15 protein-coding genes are annotated in these 13,458 nt (G+C 69.0%); 7 read left to right on the top strand and 8 right to left on the bottom strand.

Going from position 1 to position 13,458, the window contains the following annotated elements; translation table 11 throughout:
- Positions 1 to 3: 3 nt before the first annotated feature.
- Genes ACE3QP_RS11715 through ACE3QP_RS11735 form a run of 5 tightly spaced genes read right to left on the bottom strand, consistent with a single transcriptional unit; the run spans position 4 to position 3,658 of the window.
- A complete protein-coding gene (locus ACE3QP_RS11715) occupies positions 4 to 1,152 on the bottom strand; it encodes a D-alanyl-D-alanine carboxypeptidase family protein (protein WP_374436240.1) in 1,149 nt (382 codons plus the stop codon).
- Between the two features lie 16 nt (positions 1,153 to 1,168).
- A complete protein-coding gene (locus tag ACE3QP_RS11720; protein WP_374436241.1) occupies positions 1,169 to 1,786 on the bottom strand; it encodes an alpha/beta hydrolase in 618 nt (205 codons plus the stop codon).
- Positions 1,786 to 2,115 carry a ferredoxin gene (locus ACE3QP_RS11725; RefSeq protein WP_198111167.1) on the bottom strand — a complete coding sequence of 110 codons (330 nt, stop codon included), beginning with the start codon at positions 2,113 to 2,115 and terminating at the stop codon, positions 1,786 to 1,788. Before ACE3QP_RS11725 ends, ACE3QP_RS11720 begins: the two co-directional genes overlap by 1 nt.
- On the bottom strand, positions 2,112 to 3,221 hold the full coding sequence (locus tag ACE3QP_RS11730; RefSeq protein ID WP_374436242.1) for a VanZ family protein: 1,110 nt from the start codon (positions 3,219 to 3,221) through the stop codon (positions 2,112 to 2,114). The genes ACE3QP_RS11725 and ACE3QP_RS11730 overlap by 4 nt, the downstream gene beginning before the upstream one ends.
- Positions 3,221 to 3,658 (bottom strand): CopD family protein, encoded by a 438-nt coding sequence (locus ACE3QP_RS11735; RefSeq protein WP_374436243.1) that lies wholly within the window; start codon positions 3,656 to 3,658, stop codon positions 3,221 to 3,223. The genes ACE3QP_RS11730 and ACE3QP_RS11735 overlap by 1 nt, the downstream gene beginning before the upstream one ends.
- A 335-nt stretch (positions 3,659 to 3,993) precedes the next feature.
- On the opposite strand from ACE3QP_RS11735, the gene hemB reads away from it, so the two are divergent.
- Positions 3,994 to 4,992 carry a porphobilinogen synthase gene (hemB, locus tag ACE3QP_RS11740; protein WP_374436246.1) on the top strand — a complete coding sequence of 333 codons (999 nt, stop codon included), beginning with the start codon at positions 3,994 to 3,996 and terminating at the stop codon, positions 4,990 to 4,992.
- Positions 4,992 to 6,050, top strand: coding sequence for a magnesium transporter CorA family protein (locus tag ACE3QP_RS11745; RefSeq protein ID WP_374436247.1), 1,059 nt, complete (start codon positions 4,992 to 4,994; stop codon positions 6,048 to 6,050). Before hemB ends, ACE3QP_RS11745 begins: the two co-directional genes overlap by 1 nt.
- Here ACE3QP_RS11745 and ybeY read toward each other — a convergent pair.
- A complete protein-coding gene (ybeY, locus tag ACE3QP_RS11750) occupies positions 6,029 to 6,490 on the bottom strand; it encodes an rRNA maturation RNase YbeY (protein ID WP_374436250.1) in 462 nt (153 codons plus the stop codon). The two genes, ACE3QP_RS11745 and ybeY, sit on opposite strands and share 22 nt — an antisense overlap.
- The gene (locus tag ACE3QP_RS11755) at positions 6,487 to 7,443 is read right to left on the bottom strand and encodes a PhoH family protein (RefSeq protein ID WP_374436251.1); all 957 of its coding nucleotides are present in this window, start codon (positions 7,441 to 7,443) and stop codon (positions 6,487 to 6,489) included. Before ACE3QP_RS11755 ends, ybeY begins: the two co-directional genes overlap by 4 nt.
- Before the next feature lie 71 nt (positions 7,444 to 7,514).
- Here ACE3QP_RS11755 and ACE3QP_RS11760 point away from each other — a divergent pair, with 71 nt between their 5' ends.
- From ACE3QP_RS11760 to ruvB, 4 genes are read left to right on the top strand one after another with little or no spacing between them, the layout of a single operon-like run.
- The gene (locus tag ACE3QP_RS11760; protein WP_374436252.1) at positions 7,515 to 9,305 is read left to right on the top strand and encodes a sensor histidine kinase; all 1,791 of its coding nucleotides are present in this window, start codon (positions 7,515 to 7,517) and stop codon (positions 9,303 to 9,305) included.
- 37 nt (positions 9,306 to 9,342) lie between these two features.
- Positions 9,343 to 9,996: a response regulator transcription factor gene (locus tag ACE3QP_RS11765; RefSeq protein WP_198111159.1), complete on the top strand. Its 654-nt coding sequence runs from the start codon at positions 9,343 to 9,345 to the stop codon at positions 9,994 to 9,996.
- On the top strand, positions 9,996 to 10,571 hold the full coding sequence (gene ruvA / locus ACE3QP_RS11770) for a Holliday junction branch migration protein RuvA (protein ID WP_374436253.1): 576 nt from the start codon (positions 9,996 to 9,998) through the stop codon (positions 10,569 to 10,571). The genes ACE3QP_RS11765 and ruvA overlap by 1 nt, the downstream gene beginning before the upstream one ends.
- A gap of 11 nt (positions 10,572 to 10,582) precedes the next feature.
- Entirely contained in the window at positions 10,583 to 11,635 is a 1,053-nt protein-coding gene (ruvB, locus tag ACE3QP_RS11775) for a Holliday junction branch migration DNA helicase RuvB (protein WP_374436256.1), read from the top strand.
- Positions 11,636 to 11,656: 21 nt separating this feature from the next.
- Here ruvB and gshB read toward each other — a convergent pair whose 3' ends face one another.
- Positions 11,657 to 12,628, bottom strand: a complete 972-nt coding sequence (gene gshB, locus ACE3QP_RS11780) for a glutathione synthase (RefSeq protein WP_374436257.1) — start codon at positions 12,626 to 12,628, stop codon at positions 11,657 to 11,659.
- A gap of 40 nt (positions 12,629 to 12,668) precedes the next feature.
- Between gshB and ACE3QP_RS11785 the strand changes: the two genes are divergently transcribed.
- Positions 12,669 to 13,451 (top strand): class II glutamine amidotransferase, encoded by a 783-nt coding sequence (locus tag ACE3QP_RS11785; protein ID WP_374436258.1) that lies wholly within the window; start codon positions 12,669 to 12,671, stop codon positions 13,449 to 13,451.
- Positions 13,452 to 13,458: the final 7 nt, after the last annotated feature.

Consider the following 13,458-nt stretch of genomic DNA (forward strand, 5'->3'; position numbering starts at 1 on the left):
CCTTCACTTGATCCACAAACGCATGGCGTCCCACAGGCGACCGAACAGGCCCGCCTCAGGCACCGCTTCCTGCACCACCACCGGCAGCTCCGCCAGCGGTGCGCCGGCTGCGCTCTTGACCGTCAGGGTGCCGACGCGCTGACCCTTTTGCAAGGGGGCGATCAGTGGGTCGGTGCGCTTGAGCTCGGTCTGCAGCTTGGCGCCTTCGCCGCGCGGCACGGTGACGAACACCGGCTGGGCCGCACCCAGCTTGGCCTTCTTGGCCTGGCCCTTCCAGACCTCCACCTCGGCCAGCGTCTTGCCGCCTTCGTACAGGCGCAGCCCATCCCAGGCGCTGAAGCCCCAGTTCAGCAGCTTCTGGCTTTCATTGGCGCGCGCCTCCTTCGAGGCCGTGCCCAGCACCACGCTCAGCAGGCGGCGCTTGCCATTGGGGAAGTCGCGCAGCGCGCTGGTGATCAGGCAGTAGCCCGCCGCCTCGGTGTAGCCGGTTTTCAGCCCGTCCACCGAAGGGTCGCGCGCCAGCAGCAGGTTGCGGTTGCCCTGCTTGATCTTGTTGTAGGTGTACTCGCGGACCTTGTAGTAGCCGTAGTACTCGGCGTGGTCGAGGATGAGGTGGGCGGCGATGACGGAGAGGTCGCGCGCCGAGCTGTAGTGCCCGGGCTCGCTCATGCCCGTCACGTTCTTGAACTGGGTGTTCTTCAGGCCCCAGGCCTTGGCCTGGCGGTTCATCAGCTCGACGAACTGCTCCACCGTGCCGCTGACGCCCTCGGCCAGCGCCACCGAAGCGTCATTGCCGCTCTGCACGATCATGCCGTGCAGCAGCTCGTCCACCTTGGGGCGCATGGTGGTGTCGATGAACATCAGCGAGGGGTCGCCCTTGCGCTCGGCCCAGGCCCGCTGCGACACCGGCAACTCCTGCTGCAGGGTCAGGCGCTTTTCTTTCAGCGCATTGAAGACCAGATAGGCCGTCATCAGCTTGGTCAGGGAGGCCGGCTCGGCCTGCGTATCGGCCTCGCGCTCGGCCAGGATCTGGTTGCTGCTGACATCGAACAGCAGGTACTGGCGCGCCGCCACTTCGGGGGGCTGCGGAGCCTGGGCCCAGGCCGGCAGGGCCAGGGCGCACAGCAGGAGGGTGCGAACGATCAGCTTCATGGGATCCAAGGAAAAGTCAGAGCGACCAGGCGCGAATCACCAGGTCTTTGAGCAGCGTCTGCTGCCCGTGAAAGTAATGGCCGGCGCCGGGCAGCACGGTGACGGGCAGGGCCTGCGGGCGCGCCCAGTCGAGCACGGCAGCGAGCGGCACCACGTCGTCGTGCTCTCCGTGCAGCACGAAGGTCTGCGGCGGCACCTGCTCAGCCGGGAAGCGGCTGGCGGCCAGACCGATCAGGGCCAGCTTGTCAACCGGCTGGCCCGCCTGCTGCAGGCGCTCGGCCAGCTTGGTGGCCACGAAGGCGCCAAAGGAGAAGCCGCCCAGGTAAAAGGGCAGGCCGGGCTCACGCACCGCGGCCGCCGCAGCCCAGGCGTCATCCACCTCGCCGACGCCGTGATCGAAGGCGCCGGCGGACTGGCCGACGCCACGGAAGTTGAAGCGCACCGCGCGCAGGCCCAGGGCCAGCGCGGCGCGCGCCAGCGACTGCACGCATTTGTTGTCCATCGTGCCGCCATGGGTGGGCAGCGGGTGCAGCAGCAGGGCCACGCCGCGCGGCGTGCCCTCGGGTTCATCGATGGCCAGCTCCAGCGGCCCAACTGGCCCGTCGATGAGCCGGCGCTGGGTGTGGGGCTTCATCAGCGACCGACCGAATCGGGCAGTTGCAGGCGCTCCACGACCTCGCCCTTGGCCAGATGGCGGTCGACGATCTCGTCGATGTCGCTGTTGTCCACAAAGGTGTACCAGACGGCCTCGGGGTAGACCACAGCCACCGGGCCGCCGGCGCAGCGGTCCAGGCAACCCGCCTTGTTGACCCGCACCGCGCCCTTGCCCGCCAGCCCGGCCGCCTTCACGCGCGCCTTGCAGTGGTCGAAACCTGCCTGCGCGGCGTGCTGGGCACAGCTGGCCTCGCCGTTGTCGCGCTGGTTCAGGCAGAAAAAGATGTGGCGCTGGTAGTAACTGCTCATAAGGGACGGGATTCTAGGGAGGCCGTCACCCGCGCCATGCACCAACCCAGGCCTAGCAGCGGCCACCACCAACCGAGCCACTGCGTCAGGCCGTAGAGCTTGACCATGGCGCCCTGCTCCCAGATCAGCAGGCTCTGCTGCCAATACACATCGGGCGCCAGGCCGTTGACGAGCACCAGCAGGGCCGTGAAGACCGGCAACGCTAGCACCGCATTCAGGCGCGCCGGCAGCAGCGCGCACAGCAGGGCCAGGGCAGTGCCTGTCAGCAGGCCCGGCAAGGTGCTGGGTGTGGGCCAGCTCCAGGCCTGCTGCGGGCCGAAGCCCAATACGGCGGACACGCTGGTCATGCCCACGCCCACAGCCAACGCCCCGAACACAAGCGCGACGCGGTGCCACCCCTGCCGAGTGAGCGCAAGCATCAGCAGGCAGGGCGCCAGCAAGCCCAGGCCGGTGATGCTGCCGGCCAGCAGCCCGCTGGGCCGATTGCCCGCAAGCACTGGCAGCTCCGAAGCCCAGGGGGTGTCTTGGAGCCATTCCGCCGCGGTGGCCAGCAGTGCCGGCAGGAACTGGCCCTGCGCCAGCGGCAGCGGCGGCGGGAACAGCAGCCCCAGCGGCCACAGCGCCAGCAAGGCCAGCCCTGCGCCGCCCTGCGGCAAAAACCAGCGCTCGCGCCAGCGGGCGCCACGCTCCAGCACGCCCAGGCCCACCAGCAGCAGGCCCAGAAGCGCCCCCAGCAAGCCGCCGCCACTGTTGAGCACCCAGTCGCCCAGTGAGGGCACGCGCTTGTCCACGAAGTACTGGGTCACTTCCAGGGCATAGGCCAGCGCCGCGCAGCTGAACGCCCCCAACAGAAAGGCCAGCACACGCGGCCGGCCGGCCCGCCACACCGTCACGAACAGCAGCAGCCCGAGCGGCAGGTAGCCCACCGCATTGGCCCAGATGTCGAACTGGATCCAGTAGCGCGGCCAGGGCAGACGGAACAGCTGCTGCCAGGGCATGCCGGCCGGCCAGGCCCAGGGCCCGAACGGATAGAGGCTGGCGTACACCACCAAGGCGGCATAGCCCAGTGCCAGCCAGGCCGCGCTGCTGGAGCGGCGCGCCGACATCAGAAGGGCCGCACCACCACCATCACCACCGCGCCGGCAAACAGCAGCACCGACATCTCATTGAAGACCCGAAACCAGCGATGGCTGCGCCGGTTGGCCAAGTGCTCGAACTCTTGGAGCAAGCCGGCACAGCGCCAGTGAAAGCCCAGCGAAACGGCGACCAGCAGCAGCTTGACCCACATCCAGCCCTGGCCCAGCAGGTAGCCACGCCAGTTGTGGCCCAGCATGACCAGCCCGAGCAGCAAGGCGATCACCATCAGCAGGTTGCCGAAGCGCAGCAGCTTGCGCGCCATCAACAACAGCCGCTCGCGCTCGGCATGGCTGTCCTTGGGCACCATGGCCAGATTGACAAATATGCGCGGCAGATAGAACAGCGCCGCAAACCACGACGCCACGAACACGATGTGAAAGGCCTTGACCCAGAGAAACCAATGCATCGGCGGATTATGCGAAGGCAGTGGCACCCCAACCGACGTCAAGCAGCGCAGCTGCTTGGTTGTGCAGGATCTGGAGCGGCGCAGCCGGTCGGCCGGTACGGCCCGGTGGCGCCAGCCACCGCAGATCCGAAACAACAAAAAAAAGCCCCAGCCGAAGGCTGGGGCGGAAAGCCTTGATGCTGTCATCACACAAGGCTCCTGCTCAGGGAGGAAAAGCAGGGAACAGTGGCCTCGCGGCTACCATTCGCTGATAAGTCTAGCACCGCCCCCTCTGGCGCTGGCAAGCCCTGCATGCGCAGGGAAAGCCCGGTTTGACTCCACTATTTCACGCTGCCATGACCGTCTTTTCCCCCTTCCCCGCCGGCCGCCCGCGCCGGCTGCGCCGCGACGCCGCCACCCGCGACCTGGTGCGCGAACACCGCCTGCACGCCAGCGATCTGATCCTGCCTGTCTTCGTGCACGAGGGCAGCGAGGCCCAGCCGATTGCCTCGATGCCGGGCGTCGCGCGGCTGCCGATCGATCAGCTGCTGCGCACAGCCGAAGAGGCGATGGCACTGGGCATTCCGGCGCTCGCGCTGTTTCCCGCCATTGAGCCGCAACTGAAGACTATCGACGGTGCCGAAGCCTTCAACCCGCAGGGCCTGATCCCGCGGGCGGTGCGCGCGCTGAAGTCGCACTTTCCGCAGCTGGCCCTGCTGACCGATGTGGCGCTCGATCCCTACACCAGCCACGGCCAGGATGGCCTGCCCGACGAGACCGGCTACCTGATCAATGACGCCACCGTGCAGCTGCTGGTGCGCCAGGCCCTGACCCAGGCCGAGGCTGGCGCCGACATGGTGGGCCCCAGCGACATGATGGACGGCCGCATCGGCGCGATCCGCCAGGCCTTCGAGGCCGCCGGCCTCATCCACACGCGCATCATGGCCTACAGCGTCAAGTACGCCAGCGGCTTCTACGGCCCCTTCCGCGATGCGGTGGGCTCCAAGAGCGCGCTGGGCAAGGCCGACAAGAACACCTATTACGTGGATCCGGGCAACAGCGACGAGGCCCTGCGCGAGGTGGCGATGGACCTGGCCGAAGGCGCCGACATGGTGATGGTCAAGCCCGGCATGCCCTATCTGGACGTGGTGCGCCGCGTCAAGGACGAGTTCCGCGTGCCGACCTTCGCCTACCAGGTCAGCGGCGAGTACGCGATGCTCAAGGCGGCAGCCGCCAACGGCTGGCTGGCACACGATGTGGTGATGCTGGAATCGCTGCTGGCCTTCAAGCGCGCCGGCGCCGACGGCGTGCTCAGCTACTTCGCGCTGGACGCGGCGCGCCTGCTCAAAGCCTGATGGCCGAACTGCAGATCCAGCATGTGCAGCGCGGCGGGCTGGACAGCCTGCCGGCGCTGCCCGACGAGCTGCCTGCGAGCGGTTTTCTGTGGCTGGCGCTGACCCGCGAGGGGCTGAAGCGCCAGTTCCCGGTGCTTCAGGCCAGGCTGGCGCATTGGCTGCATGCGCCGCTGATGGATCTGCATGTCTCGGACCTGTTGAACGAGCAGCTGCCCTCGCACTTCGAATCCACCCAGGCCTACGACCTGATGGTGTTGCGCCGCCTGGCCGCGGCGCGCCAGGCCGAGGGCGCGGACTGGGCGCAGCTGATCGACACCCGCGCGGTCGGCTTCGCGGTGTTCGAGCGCCTGCTGATCAGCGTGCACCCGGACGAGTGCCCGGTGCTGGGCTACTTCCAGGAGCGCCTGCCGCTGCTGGTGGGCAGCGAGGACCTGCGCGGCAGCCATCGCCTGCCGCTCAGCCCGGACGAGCTGATGCTGCGCATGCTCAACCACATGGTGGACAGCTATCTGGACCTGCGCCGGCTGCTCTCGCGCCGCCACGCCGAGTTGCAGCAGGATCTGCTGAACACGCGTCAGCCCTTTGAGGACTGGCCGGCCCTGCTTGCCGCACGCGATGCCCTGCATGGCCTGGAAGAGCTGTGCGAGGACCAGCATGCCGCCGTGCAGGAATGGCTGGACGCCCAGTCCGAGTTTCCCGATCGCGTCGGCTCGGCCGATCAGGAAGCCTTGCGGGTTCGCGCACGCGACGTGCAGGAGCACGTCGAGCGCGTGCTCTCGCACATTCGCCGGCTGACGGCGAACACCGAATCAGCGGTGCAGATGCATTACGCCGCCGTCGGCCACCGCACCAACAGCATCATGAAGGTGCTGACCGCGTTGACCGCCGTGTTCCTGCCGCTGAACCTGATCACCGGCATCTTCGGCATGAACTTCGATGCCCTGCCGCTGATCCATGCACGCGAGGGCGCCTGGATCGCGCTGGGCCTGATGGCCGGCGTGGGCCTGGGCCTGGGCTGGTGGTTCCGGCGCAAGCGCTACCTGGGTTCGCGGCCGTAGGGGTCGGGGTAACCCAGGCCTTGCAGAATCTCGGTTTCGCGCGCCTCCATGGCCTCGGCCTCGGCCGTCTCTTCGTGGTCCCAGCCCTGCGCATGCAGGGTGCCGTGCACCAGCAGGTGGGCGTAATGGGCTTCGAGAGTCTTGCCCATCTCCGCGGCCTCGCGCTCCACCACCTCGGCGCAGAGCACCAGGTCGGCCAGCACCACCGGGTCGCTGTCGTAGTCGAAGGTCAGCACATTGGTGGCGTAGTCCTTGCCGCGGTAGCTGCGGTTGAGCTCGCGCCCCTCTTCGGCATCGACGATGCGAACCGTGATCTCGCCATCGCCTTCGAGCGCATGGCGGATCCAGCGCGCCACCTTGTGGCGTGGCAGCGCGGCGCGGTGGCGGGGGTCGGCGAACTGCAGCGACAGGCCGAGCTCGGGCAGCAGCGGCCGGCTCATGGCCGGCCTCCGGTGGCGGCGGCGCGGTTGTCGTAGGCCTCGACGATGCGGCCCACCAACGGGTGGCGCACCACGTCGGCGCGCGTGAAGCGCGTGAACGCCAGCCCCTCGACGCCGCGCAGCACCTGCTCGGCATCCACCAGGCCGCTGGTCATGCCGCGCGGCAGGTCGATCTGGCTGGTGTCGCCGGTGACGACGGCACGGCTGCCGAAGCCGATGCGGGTCAGGAACATCTTCATCTGCTCGGGCGTGGTGTTTTGCGCCTCGTCCAGGATGACGAAGGCGTGGTTCAGCGTGCGCCCGCGCATGAAGGCCAGCGGCGCCACTTCGAGCAGGCCTTTTTCCTGCGCCTTGGCGACGCGCTCGAAACCCATCAGGTCGTAGAGGGCGTCAAAGAGCGGGCGCAAATAGGGGTCGACCTTCTGCGCCAGGTCGCCCGGCAGGAAGCCCAGGCGCTCGCCGGCTTCCACCGCTGGGCGCGTCAGCACGATGCGCTGCACCTGGTGGCGCTCCAGCGCATCCACCGCACAGGCCACGGCCAGATAGGTCTTGCCGGTGCCGGCCGGGCCGATGCCGAAGCTCAGGTCGTTGGAAAGGATGCGGTTGAGGTAGAGCTGCTGGTTGGGCGTGCGCGCGGCCAGGTCGTGCCGGCGGGTGTGCAGCTGCACCGGGGCCTCGGCCGGCTGGCTGGCGGGCTTGGCGCCCGACTGCGCCAGCAGCAGCTGGAGGGTCTCGGGGGCGATGGGGCGCTGCGACAGCGCGCGCAGACGCTGCAGGGCGTCCAGCGCGGCGCGTGCCGCCGCTGCCGGGCCTTCGATGCGAAAGCGCGCTTGGCGACGCGTGAGGCGCACGCCATGGGCGGCCGCCACGGCCAGGAGATTGGCGTCCAGCTCGCCACACAGGTGGGCGAGCTGCTGGTTGTCGATGTCTTCGAACTCGTGTTGCAGGACCACGGGCTTTCCTGGGCAGGCGGATCGGGGGAGGGGCGCCGATTGTCGACGACCCCTCCTGCACAATTCCCGCCATGCGCTCCGCCCCGTCTGTGTGGGCCTCGGTCCGACGGGTCGGGGCTTTTTTGTTCCTGCTGCTGAACGCCTGGCTGGCCGGCGCCGCGCCGCTGGTGCTCGAGCAGGCCCGGCTGCTGGGCGGCCAGGGCGCCCCGGTGCAACTGCCGCGCGCGCCCGGCCCGGTCGCCCAGGAGCTGCAGTTCCGCTTCGATTACCCCGGCGGCGAGCGTGTGGCCGCCGCGCTCTGGCTGGCCAGCCCCTGTGGGGTGCGCAGCGTGCGCGTCAACGGCGTGGTGCTGCTGGAAGACGGCGCGGGCATGCCCTGCCGCAGCCCGCTGCTGCTGGCGCTGCCGATCGGCCTGCTGGGCGAGCAGGGCAATCTGCTGGAGCTGCGCCAGCAAAGCCTGGACCCCACGCCGTTTTCCCTCGGTCGCGCCGAACGCCTGGACGCGCCGCAGATCGGCCCCTGGGACGAGCTGCTGGGCCTGCACCGCAGCCTCGTGTGGCAGCGCGCCGGGCTCGCGCTGGGCGCCGCCGGCGTGCTGGCGGGCTTGGCGCTGGCCTTGGGTTTGATGGGCCTGATGCACCGCTGGGAACGCCGCCTGCTGCTGGGCGCCACCGCCCTGCTGGCCTGGGCCCTGCTGCTGGTCGCGGAATGGCAGGTGTGGCTGCCGCGTGACCACGCCGACCTGCTGCGCGGCCTGCTGCTGGGCCTGTGCTGCGCCGGCTGGCTGCTGCTGCTGGGACGCCAGCTGGGCTGGCGACACAACCGCCTGGACGCTGCCGCCCTGCTGCTGGCGGTGACCCTGCCCTGGTTGCCCTGGAGCCTGGGGCAGGCGCCTGCCGCCGCCACCTTGCAGGGCGCCGTACTCGGCCTTTGGGCCGCCGCGCTGGCCCTGGTCAGCTTGGGATTCCTGGTGCACCGGATGCGCCAATGGCGGCACGGCGGTGAGGGCCTGCGCGCCTGGCGCGAGCAGGCCCATGGCACGCTGCTGCCGGTGCTGACGAGCCTGGGCCTGCTGGCCTGCCTGCTGGCCTGGGCGCAGACCCACCGCAGCCCGGCCGTGCCCTGGGTGACGCTGGGCCTGGCGCTGGCCGGCCTGAGCCAGCTGCTGGGCTTTGCGCAGGCTCGCCTGCAGGCCGAACAGCGCCTGGTGACGAACGACCAGCGCTGGCAGGAACGCCTGGTCGAGTTCGAGCGTCAGCAACGCACCCTGAGCGACCAGCACCTGGAGCAGGTGACCGAGCGTGAGCGCAAGCGCATTGCCGCCGATCTGCACGACGACCTGGGCGCCAAGCTGCTGACCATCGTGCACACCAGCGAGAGCGAGCGCATCTCCACGCTGGCGCGCGAGGCGCTGGAGGAGATGCGACTGTCGGTGCGCGGGCTGACCGGCAAGCCGGTGCAGCTGCTGGACGCGGTAGGCGACTGGCGCGCCGAGGTGGTCTCGCGCCTGACCCAGGCCAATATCGAGGCCGAGTGGATTTCGCTCGCCGAGGACGTGTCCTACACGCTGCCGGCGCGCGCCTATGTGCAGACCACGCGCATCATTCGCGAGTCGATCAGCAACATCATCAAGCACAGCGGCGCCACGCGCTGCACGGTGCGCTGCCAGGTCCTCGACGACGATTTCCAGGTCATCCTGCAGGACAACGGTCACGGCATCTCCAGCGCGCTGGACGGTCGGCTCGACAAGGGCCACGGCATGGCCAGCATGAAGGCGCGCGCCAAGCAGATGCAGGGTCAGTGCCTGGTCGAATCCGGCCCCGGCTGGGGCACGCTGATCCGCCTGAGCATCCCTCTGTGATACTTGCCCGTTACCTTTTGATTGCCCGGTGAACGCCATGGACCACGTCCTGCTGCTCGAAGACATTCCCGAGATCCGCATGTGGCTGAAGAACCTGATCCAGCAGGTCTTCGCCAACGCCCGCGTGGTGGAGTGCGCGCGCGTGCAGGACGCCCTGCTGCAGGTCGGCCAGCAGCGCTTCGAGCTGGCGCTGATCGACCTCGGCCTGCCCGATGGCTCGGGCGTGACGGTGGTTGAGGCCCTGCGCGACAAGCAGCCCGAGGCGCAATCGGTCATCGTCACCATCCACGACGACGACGAACACCTCTTTCCCGCCCTGCAGGCCGGCGCCTTCGGCTACCTGCTGAAGGAACAGGCACGCGAGCTGCTGGTGGAGCAGCTGCAGCGCATCAGCCAGGGCGAACCGCCGCTGTCGCCCTCGATCGCCCGCAAGGTCATCGCCTACTTCACCGGCCAACGCCGCACGCCGGCCGCCTCGGTGGTGCCCGATGTGCAGCTGACCGAACGCGAGACCGAAGTGCTGCTGCGCGTGGCCAAGGGCTTCACCCTGCCCGAGATCGGCGTGCAGCTGGGTCTGTCGCGCCACACCATTGCCGACTACGTGAAGCAGATCTACCGCAAACTCAATGTGAGCTCGCGCGCCGAAGCCGCACTGGAAGCACAGCGCCTGGGCCTGTTCGGACGCGGCTGATGATCGGAAGGCTGCGAGGGGCGGTGGCAGCCAAGGCGCCGCCGCAGGTACTCATTGATGTGCAGGGCGTGGGCTACGAGGTGGATGTGCCCATGAGCACCTTCTGCGCCCTGCCCGGCCTGGGCGAACCGGTGACCTTGCTGACCCACCAGGTGGTGCGCGAGGACGCGCACATCCTGTTCGGTTTTCTCAGCGCCGAGGAGCGCGAGGCCTTCCGCCAGCTCATCAAGATCTCCGGCGTGGGCCCGCGCACCGCACTCTCGCTGCTGTCCGGCCTGTCAGTGGGCGACCTGAGCGAGGCCGTGGCGCGCCAGGAGGCCGGCCGCCTGGTGAAAGTGCCGGGCATCGGCAAGAAGACCGCCGAGCGCCTGCTGCTGGAACTCAAGGGCAAGCTGGCCGACGCCCTGCCGGGCGCCGGCAGCGTGGCCCTGGGCAGTGCGCAGGCCGACATCAGCCAGGCCCTGCTGGCCCTGGGCTACAGCGACAAGGAAGCGCAAGCCGCGGTGAAGAGCCTGCCGGCCGACATCGGTGTGGCCGAGGGCATCCGTCAGGCCCTGAAAGCCCTGAGCCGCTAAGCCGCTGACCCATGCCGATCCAGACCGACGATTTCGCCGCCGCGCCGCTGGAGCGCATCGTCTCGGCCGGCACGCGCTCGCCCAACGAGGAAGCGCTGGAGCGCGCCCTGCGCCCCAAGCGCCTGGACGAGTACATCGGCCAGACCAAGGCGCGCGAGCAGTTGGACATCTTTGTCGGCGCGGCGCGCAAGCGCCAGGAGGCGCTGGACCATGTGCTGCTGTTCGGCCCGCCGGGCCTGGGCAAGACCACGCTCTCGCACATCATTGCCGCCGAGCTCGGCGTGCGTCTGCACCAGACCTCGGGCCCGGTGCTGGAAAAACCGCGCGACCTGGCCGCCATCCTGACCAGCCTGGAGCGCAACGATGTGCTCTTCATCGACGAGATCCATCGCTTGTCGCCGGTCGTCGAAGAAATCCTCTACCCCGCGCTGGAAGACTTCCAGATCGACATCATGATCGGCGAGGGCCCGGCCGCGCGCTCGATCAAGCTCGATCTGCAGCCCTTCACCCTGGTGGGCGCCACCACCCGCGCCGGCATGCTGACCAACCCGCTGCGCGACCGCTTCGGCATCACCACGCGGCTGGAGTTCTACACGCCGGCCGAGTTGCAGCGCATCGTCACCCGCTCGGCCGGGCTCTTGAACGCGCCGATCGACGAGACCGGCGCGCTGGAAATTGCGCGTCGCTCGCGCGGCACGCCGCGCATCGCCAACCGCCTGCTGCGCCGCGTGCGCGACTGGGCGGATGTGAAGGGCGATGGCCGCATCAACCAGCCCACCGCCGAGGCCGCGCTGAAGATGCTGGATGTCGACAGTGCCGGCTTCGACCTGATGGACCGCAAGCTGCTCGACGCGCTGATCCAGCGCTTTGATGGCGGCCCGGTCGGCCTGGACAACCTGGCCGCCGCCATCGGCGAGGCCAGCGACACCATCGAAGACGTCATCGAGCCCTACCTGATCCAGCAGGGCTATTTGCACCGCACCCCGCGCGGCCGCATGGCCACGCTGATGGCCTACCGCCACCTGGGCCTGGCGCCGCCCTCGCGCGAGGGCGAGCTCTTTTAGGGAGGGTCTGCAGAACCCTCCCTAAAGCTTGGCTTCGAGGGCGGCGACGAACTGCGCCGCCACATCCGGCCCGGCTTGCGCGCTGATTTCCTGGAAGCAGGTCGGGCTGGTGACATTGATCTCGGTAAGGTAGCCACCGATCAGATCCAGCCCCACCAGCAGCAGGCCGCGCGCCGCGAGCAGGGGACCCAGGGCCTCGGCCACTTCGCGTTCGCGCGCCGTCAGCGGCATGGCCACGCCCTTGCCGCCAGCAGCCAGGTTGCCGCGCACCTCGTTGCCCTGCGGGATGCGCGCCAGGCTGTGCGAAATCGGCACACCGTCGATCAGAAGCACGCGCTTGTCGCCGTCGACGATCTCGGGCAGGTAGCGCTGCGCCATGATGGTCTGGCTGCCGTAATGCGTCAGCTGCTCCAGGATGGAGCCGAGGTTCAGGCCGTCTTCACGCACGCGGAAGATGCCCATGCCGCCCATGCCGTCCAGGGGCTTGAAGATCACGTCGCGCTGCTCGGCGTGGAAGGCGCGAAGTTGCTCGGGGTCGCGGCTCACCAGCGTGGGGGCGGTGAACTGCGGGAACTCCAGCAGGGCCAGCTTCTCGGGGTGCTCGCGCAGGGCCGCGGGATTGTTGAACACGCGTGCGCCCTCGCGCTCGGCCTGGCTGAGCAGGTGGGTGGCGTAGATGAACTCGGCGTCAAAGGGCGGGTCCTTGCGCATCAGCACCGCGCCGCTGTCGGCCAGGGCGAGGTCGCGGGTCTCGGCCACGGCATACCAGTCGTCCAGCTTGCTGCCGTAGTGGCTCACCACGGCGGCCTCGCTCAACTGCAGGCGCTGCGCGCCGCGGGCCAGCACGCGCTGGCCGCTCTGCCAATGCAGCTGCGGGGTCTCGCAGGCCCAGATGGCATGGCCGCGCCGGGCGGCCGCGCGCATCATGGCGAAGCTGCTGTCCTTCTGGGTCTTGAAGTGGGCTAGGGGGTCGATGACGAAGAGCAGGTCCATGCGCGCCAGTGTGTCAGACTGAACCAGGAGGTGCTTGCCGATGTGCCGATTCCTTGCCTACCGTGGGGATCCGATCTACATGGAAGACCTGGTCTGCCGACCCAAGCATTCGCTGGTGCGGCAGTCCTTGCGCGCCGAAGAAGCCAAGGTCGTGACGAATGGCGATGGCTTTGGCGTGGGCTGGTACGGCGAGCGCGAGACGCCTGGCATCTACCGCGAGGTGACGCCGGCCTGGAGCGACGAGAACCTGCTGGCCCTGGCCGCCCATGTGCGATCGCATCTGTTCTTCGCCCATGTGCGCGCGGCCACTGGCGGCGGCATTTCATTGGCCAATTGCCACCCCTTTGCCAGCGGCAGCTGGCTGTTCATGCACAACGGTCAGGTGGGCGGCTTCGGCTGCCTGCGGCGTGAGCTGGAGGCCGAGCTGCCCGACACGCTCTGGCACCAGCGCCGCGGCGCCACCGATTCCGAACTGCTGTTCCTGATGGCGGTGCACCGCATCGTGCAGGGCTACGGCGTGGTGGAGGCGGTCGGCGAGATGCTGGAAGACGTCAGCGGCCGCATGCGCCAGGCTGGCATCGAGGCGCCCCTGCGCTTTGCCGCCGCGCTGGCCGATGGCGAGGACGTCTACGCCTTCCGCTGGGCCAGCGATGCCAAGCCCCCCACGCTGTACCACCGCCGCGAGGCCTTCGGCCAGCTGGTAGCGAGCGAGCCGCTGGAGGGCGAGCCCGAGGGTTGGGAGCCGTTGGAACAGGGCGAGGCCCTGTGTCTGCATGCGGATGGACGCACCAGTTCGCACCCGCTGGGCGTCTGTACTCGCTAGCTAGCGT

This window comes from Inhella sp., assembly GCF_041912635.1.
Taxonomy (GTDB): Bacteria; Pseudomonadota; Gammaproteobacteria; order Burkholderiales; family Burkholderiaceae_C; genus Inhella.

What these genes read in the sequence shown, in the direction of transcription:
- ACE3QP_RS11715 (WP_374436240.1), bottom strand. Translation starts at nt 1,152, where the DNA reads ATGAAGCTGATCGTTCGCACCCTCCTGCTGTGCGCCCTGGCCCTGCCG.
- ACE3QP_RS11720 (WP_374436241.1), bottom strand. Translation starts at nt 1,786, where the DNA reads ATGAAGCCCCACACCCAGCGCCGGCTCATCGACGGGCCAGTTGGGCCG.
- ACE3QP_RS11725 (WP_198111167.1), bottom strand. Translation starts at nt 2,115, where the DNA reads ATGAGCAGTTACTACCAGCGCCACATCTTTTTCTGCCTGAACCAGCGC.
- ACE3QP_RS11730 (WP_374436242.1), bottom strand. Translation starts at nt 3,221, where the DNA reads ATGTCGGCGCGCCGCTCCAGCAGCGCGGCCTGGCTGGCACTGGGCTAT.
- ACE3QP_RS11735 (WP_374436243.1), bottom strand. Translation starts at nt 3,658, where the DNA reads ATGCATTGGTTTCTCTGGGTCAAGGCCTTTCACATCGTGTTCGTGGCG.
- hemB (WP_374436246.1), top strand. Translation starts at nt 3,994, where the DNA reads ATGACCGTCTTTTCCCCCTTCCCCGCCGGCCGCCCGCGCCGGCTGCGC.
- ACE3QP_RS11745 (WP_374436247.1), top strand. Translation starts at nt 4,992, where the DNA reads ATGGCCGAACTGCAGATCCAGCATGTGCAGCGCGGCGGGCTGGACAGC.
- ybeY (WP_374436250.1), bottom strand. Translation starts at nt 6,490, where the DNA reads ATGAGCCGGCCGCTGCTGCCCGAGCTCGGCCTGTCGCTGCAGTTCGCC.
- ACE3QP_RS11760 (WP_374436252.1), top strand. Translation starts at nt 7,515, where the DNA reads ATGCGCTCCGCCCCGTCTGTGTGGGCCTCGGTCCGACGGGTCGGGGCT.
- ACE3QP_RS11765 (WP_198111159.1), top strand. Translation starts at nt 9,343, where the DNA reads ATGGACCACGTCCTGCTGCTCGAAGACATTCCCGAGATCCGCATGTGG.
- ruvA (WP_374436253.1), top strand. Translation starts at nt 9,996, where the DNA reads ATGATCGGAAGGCTGCGAGGGGCGGTGGCAGCCAAGGCGCCGCCGCAG.
- ruvB (WP_374436256.1), top strand. Translation starts at nt 10,583, where the DNA reads ATGCCGATCCAGACCGACGATTTCGCCGCCGCGCCGCTGGAGCGCATC.
- gshB (WP_374436257.1), bottom strand. Translation starts at nt 12,628, where the DNA reads ATGGACCTGCTCTTCGTCATCGACCCCCTAGCCCACTTCAAGACCCAG.
- ACE3QP_RS11785 (WP_374436258.1), top strand. Translation starts at nt 12,669, where the DNA reads ATGTGCCGATTCCTTGCCTACCGTGGGGATCCGATCTACATGGAAGAC.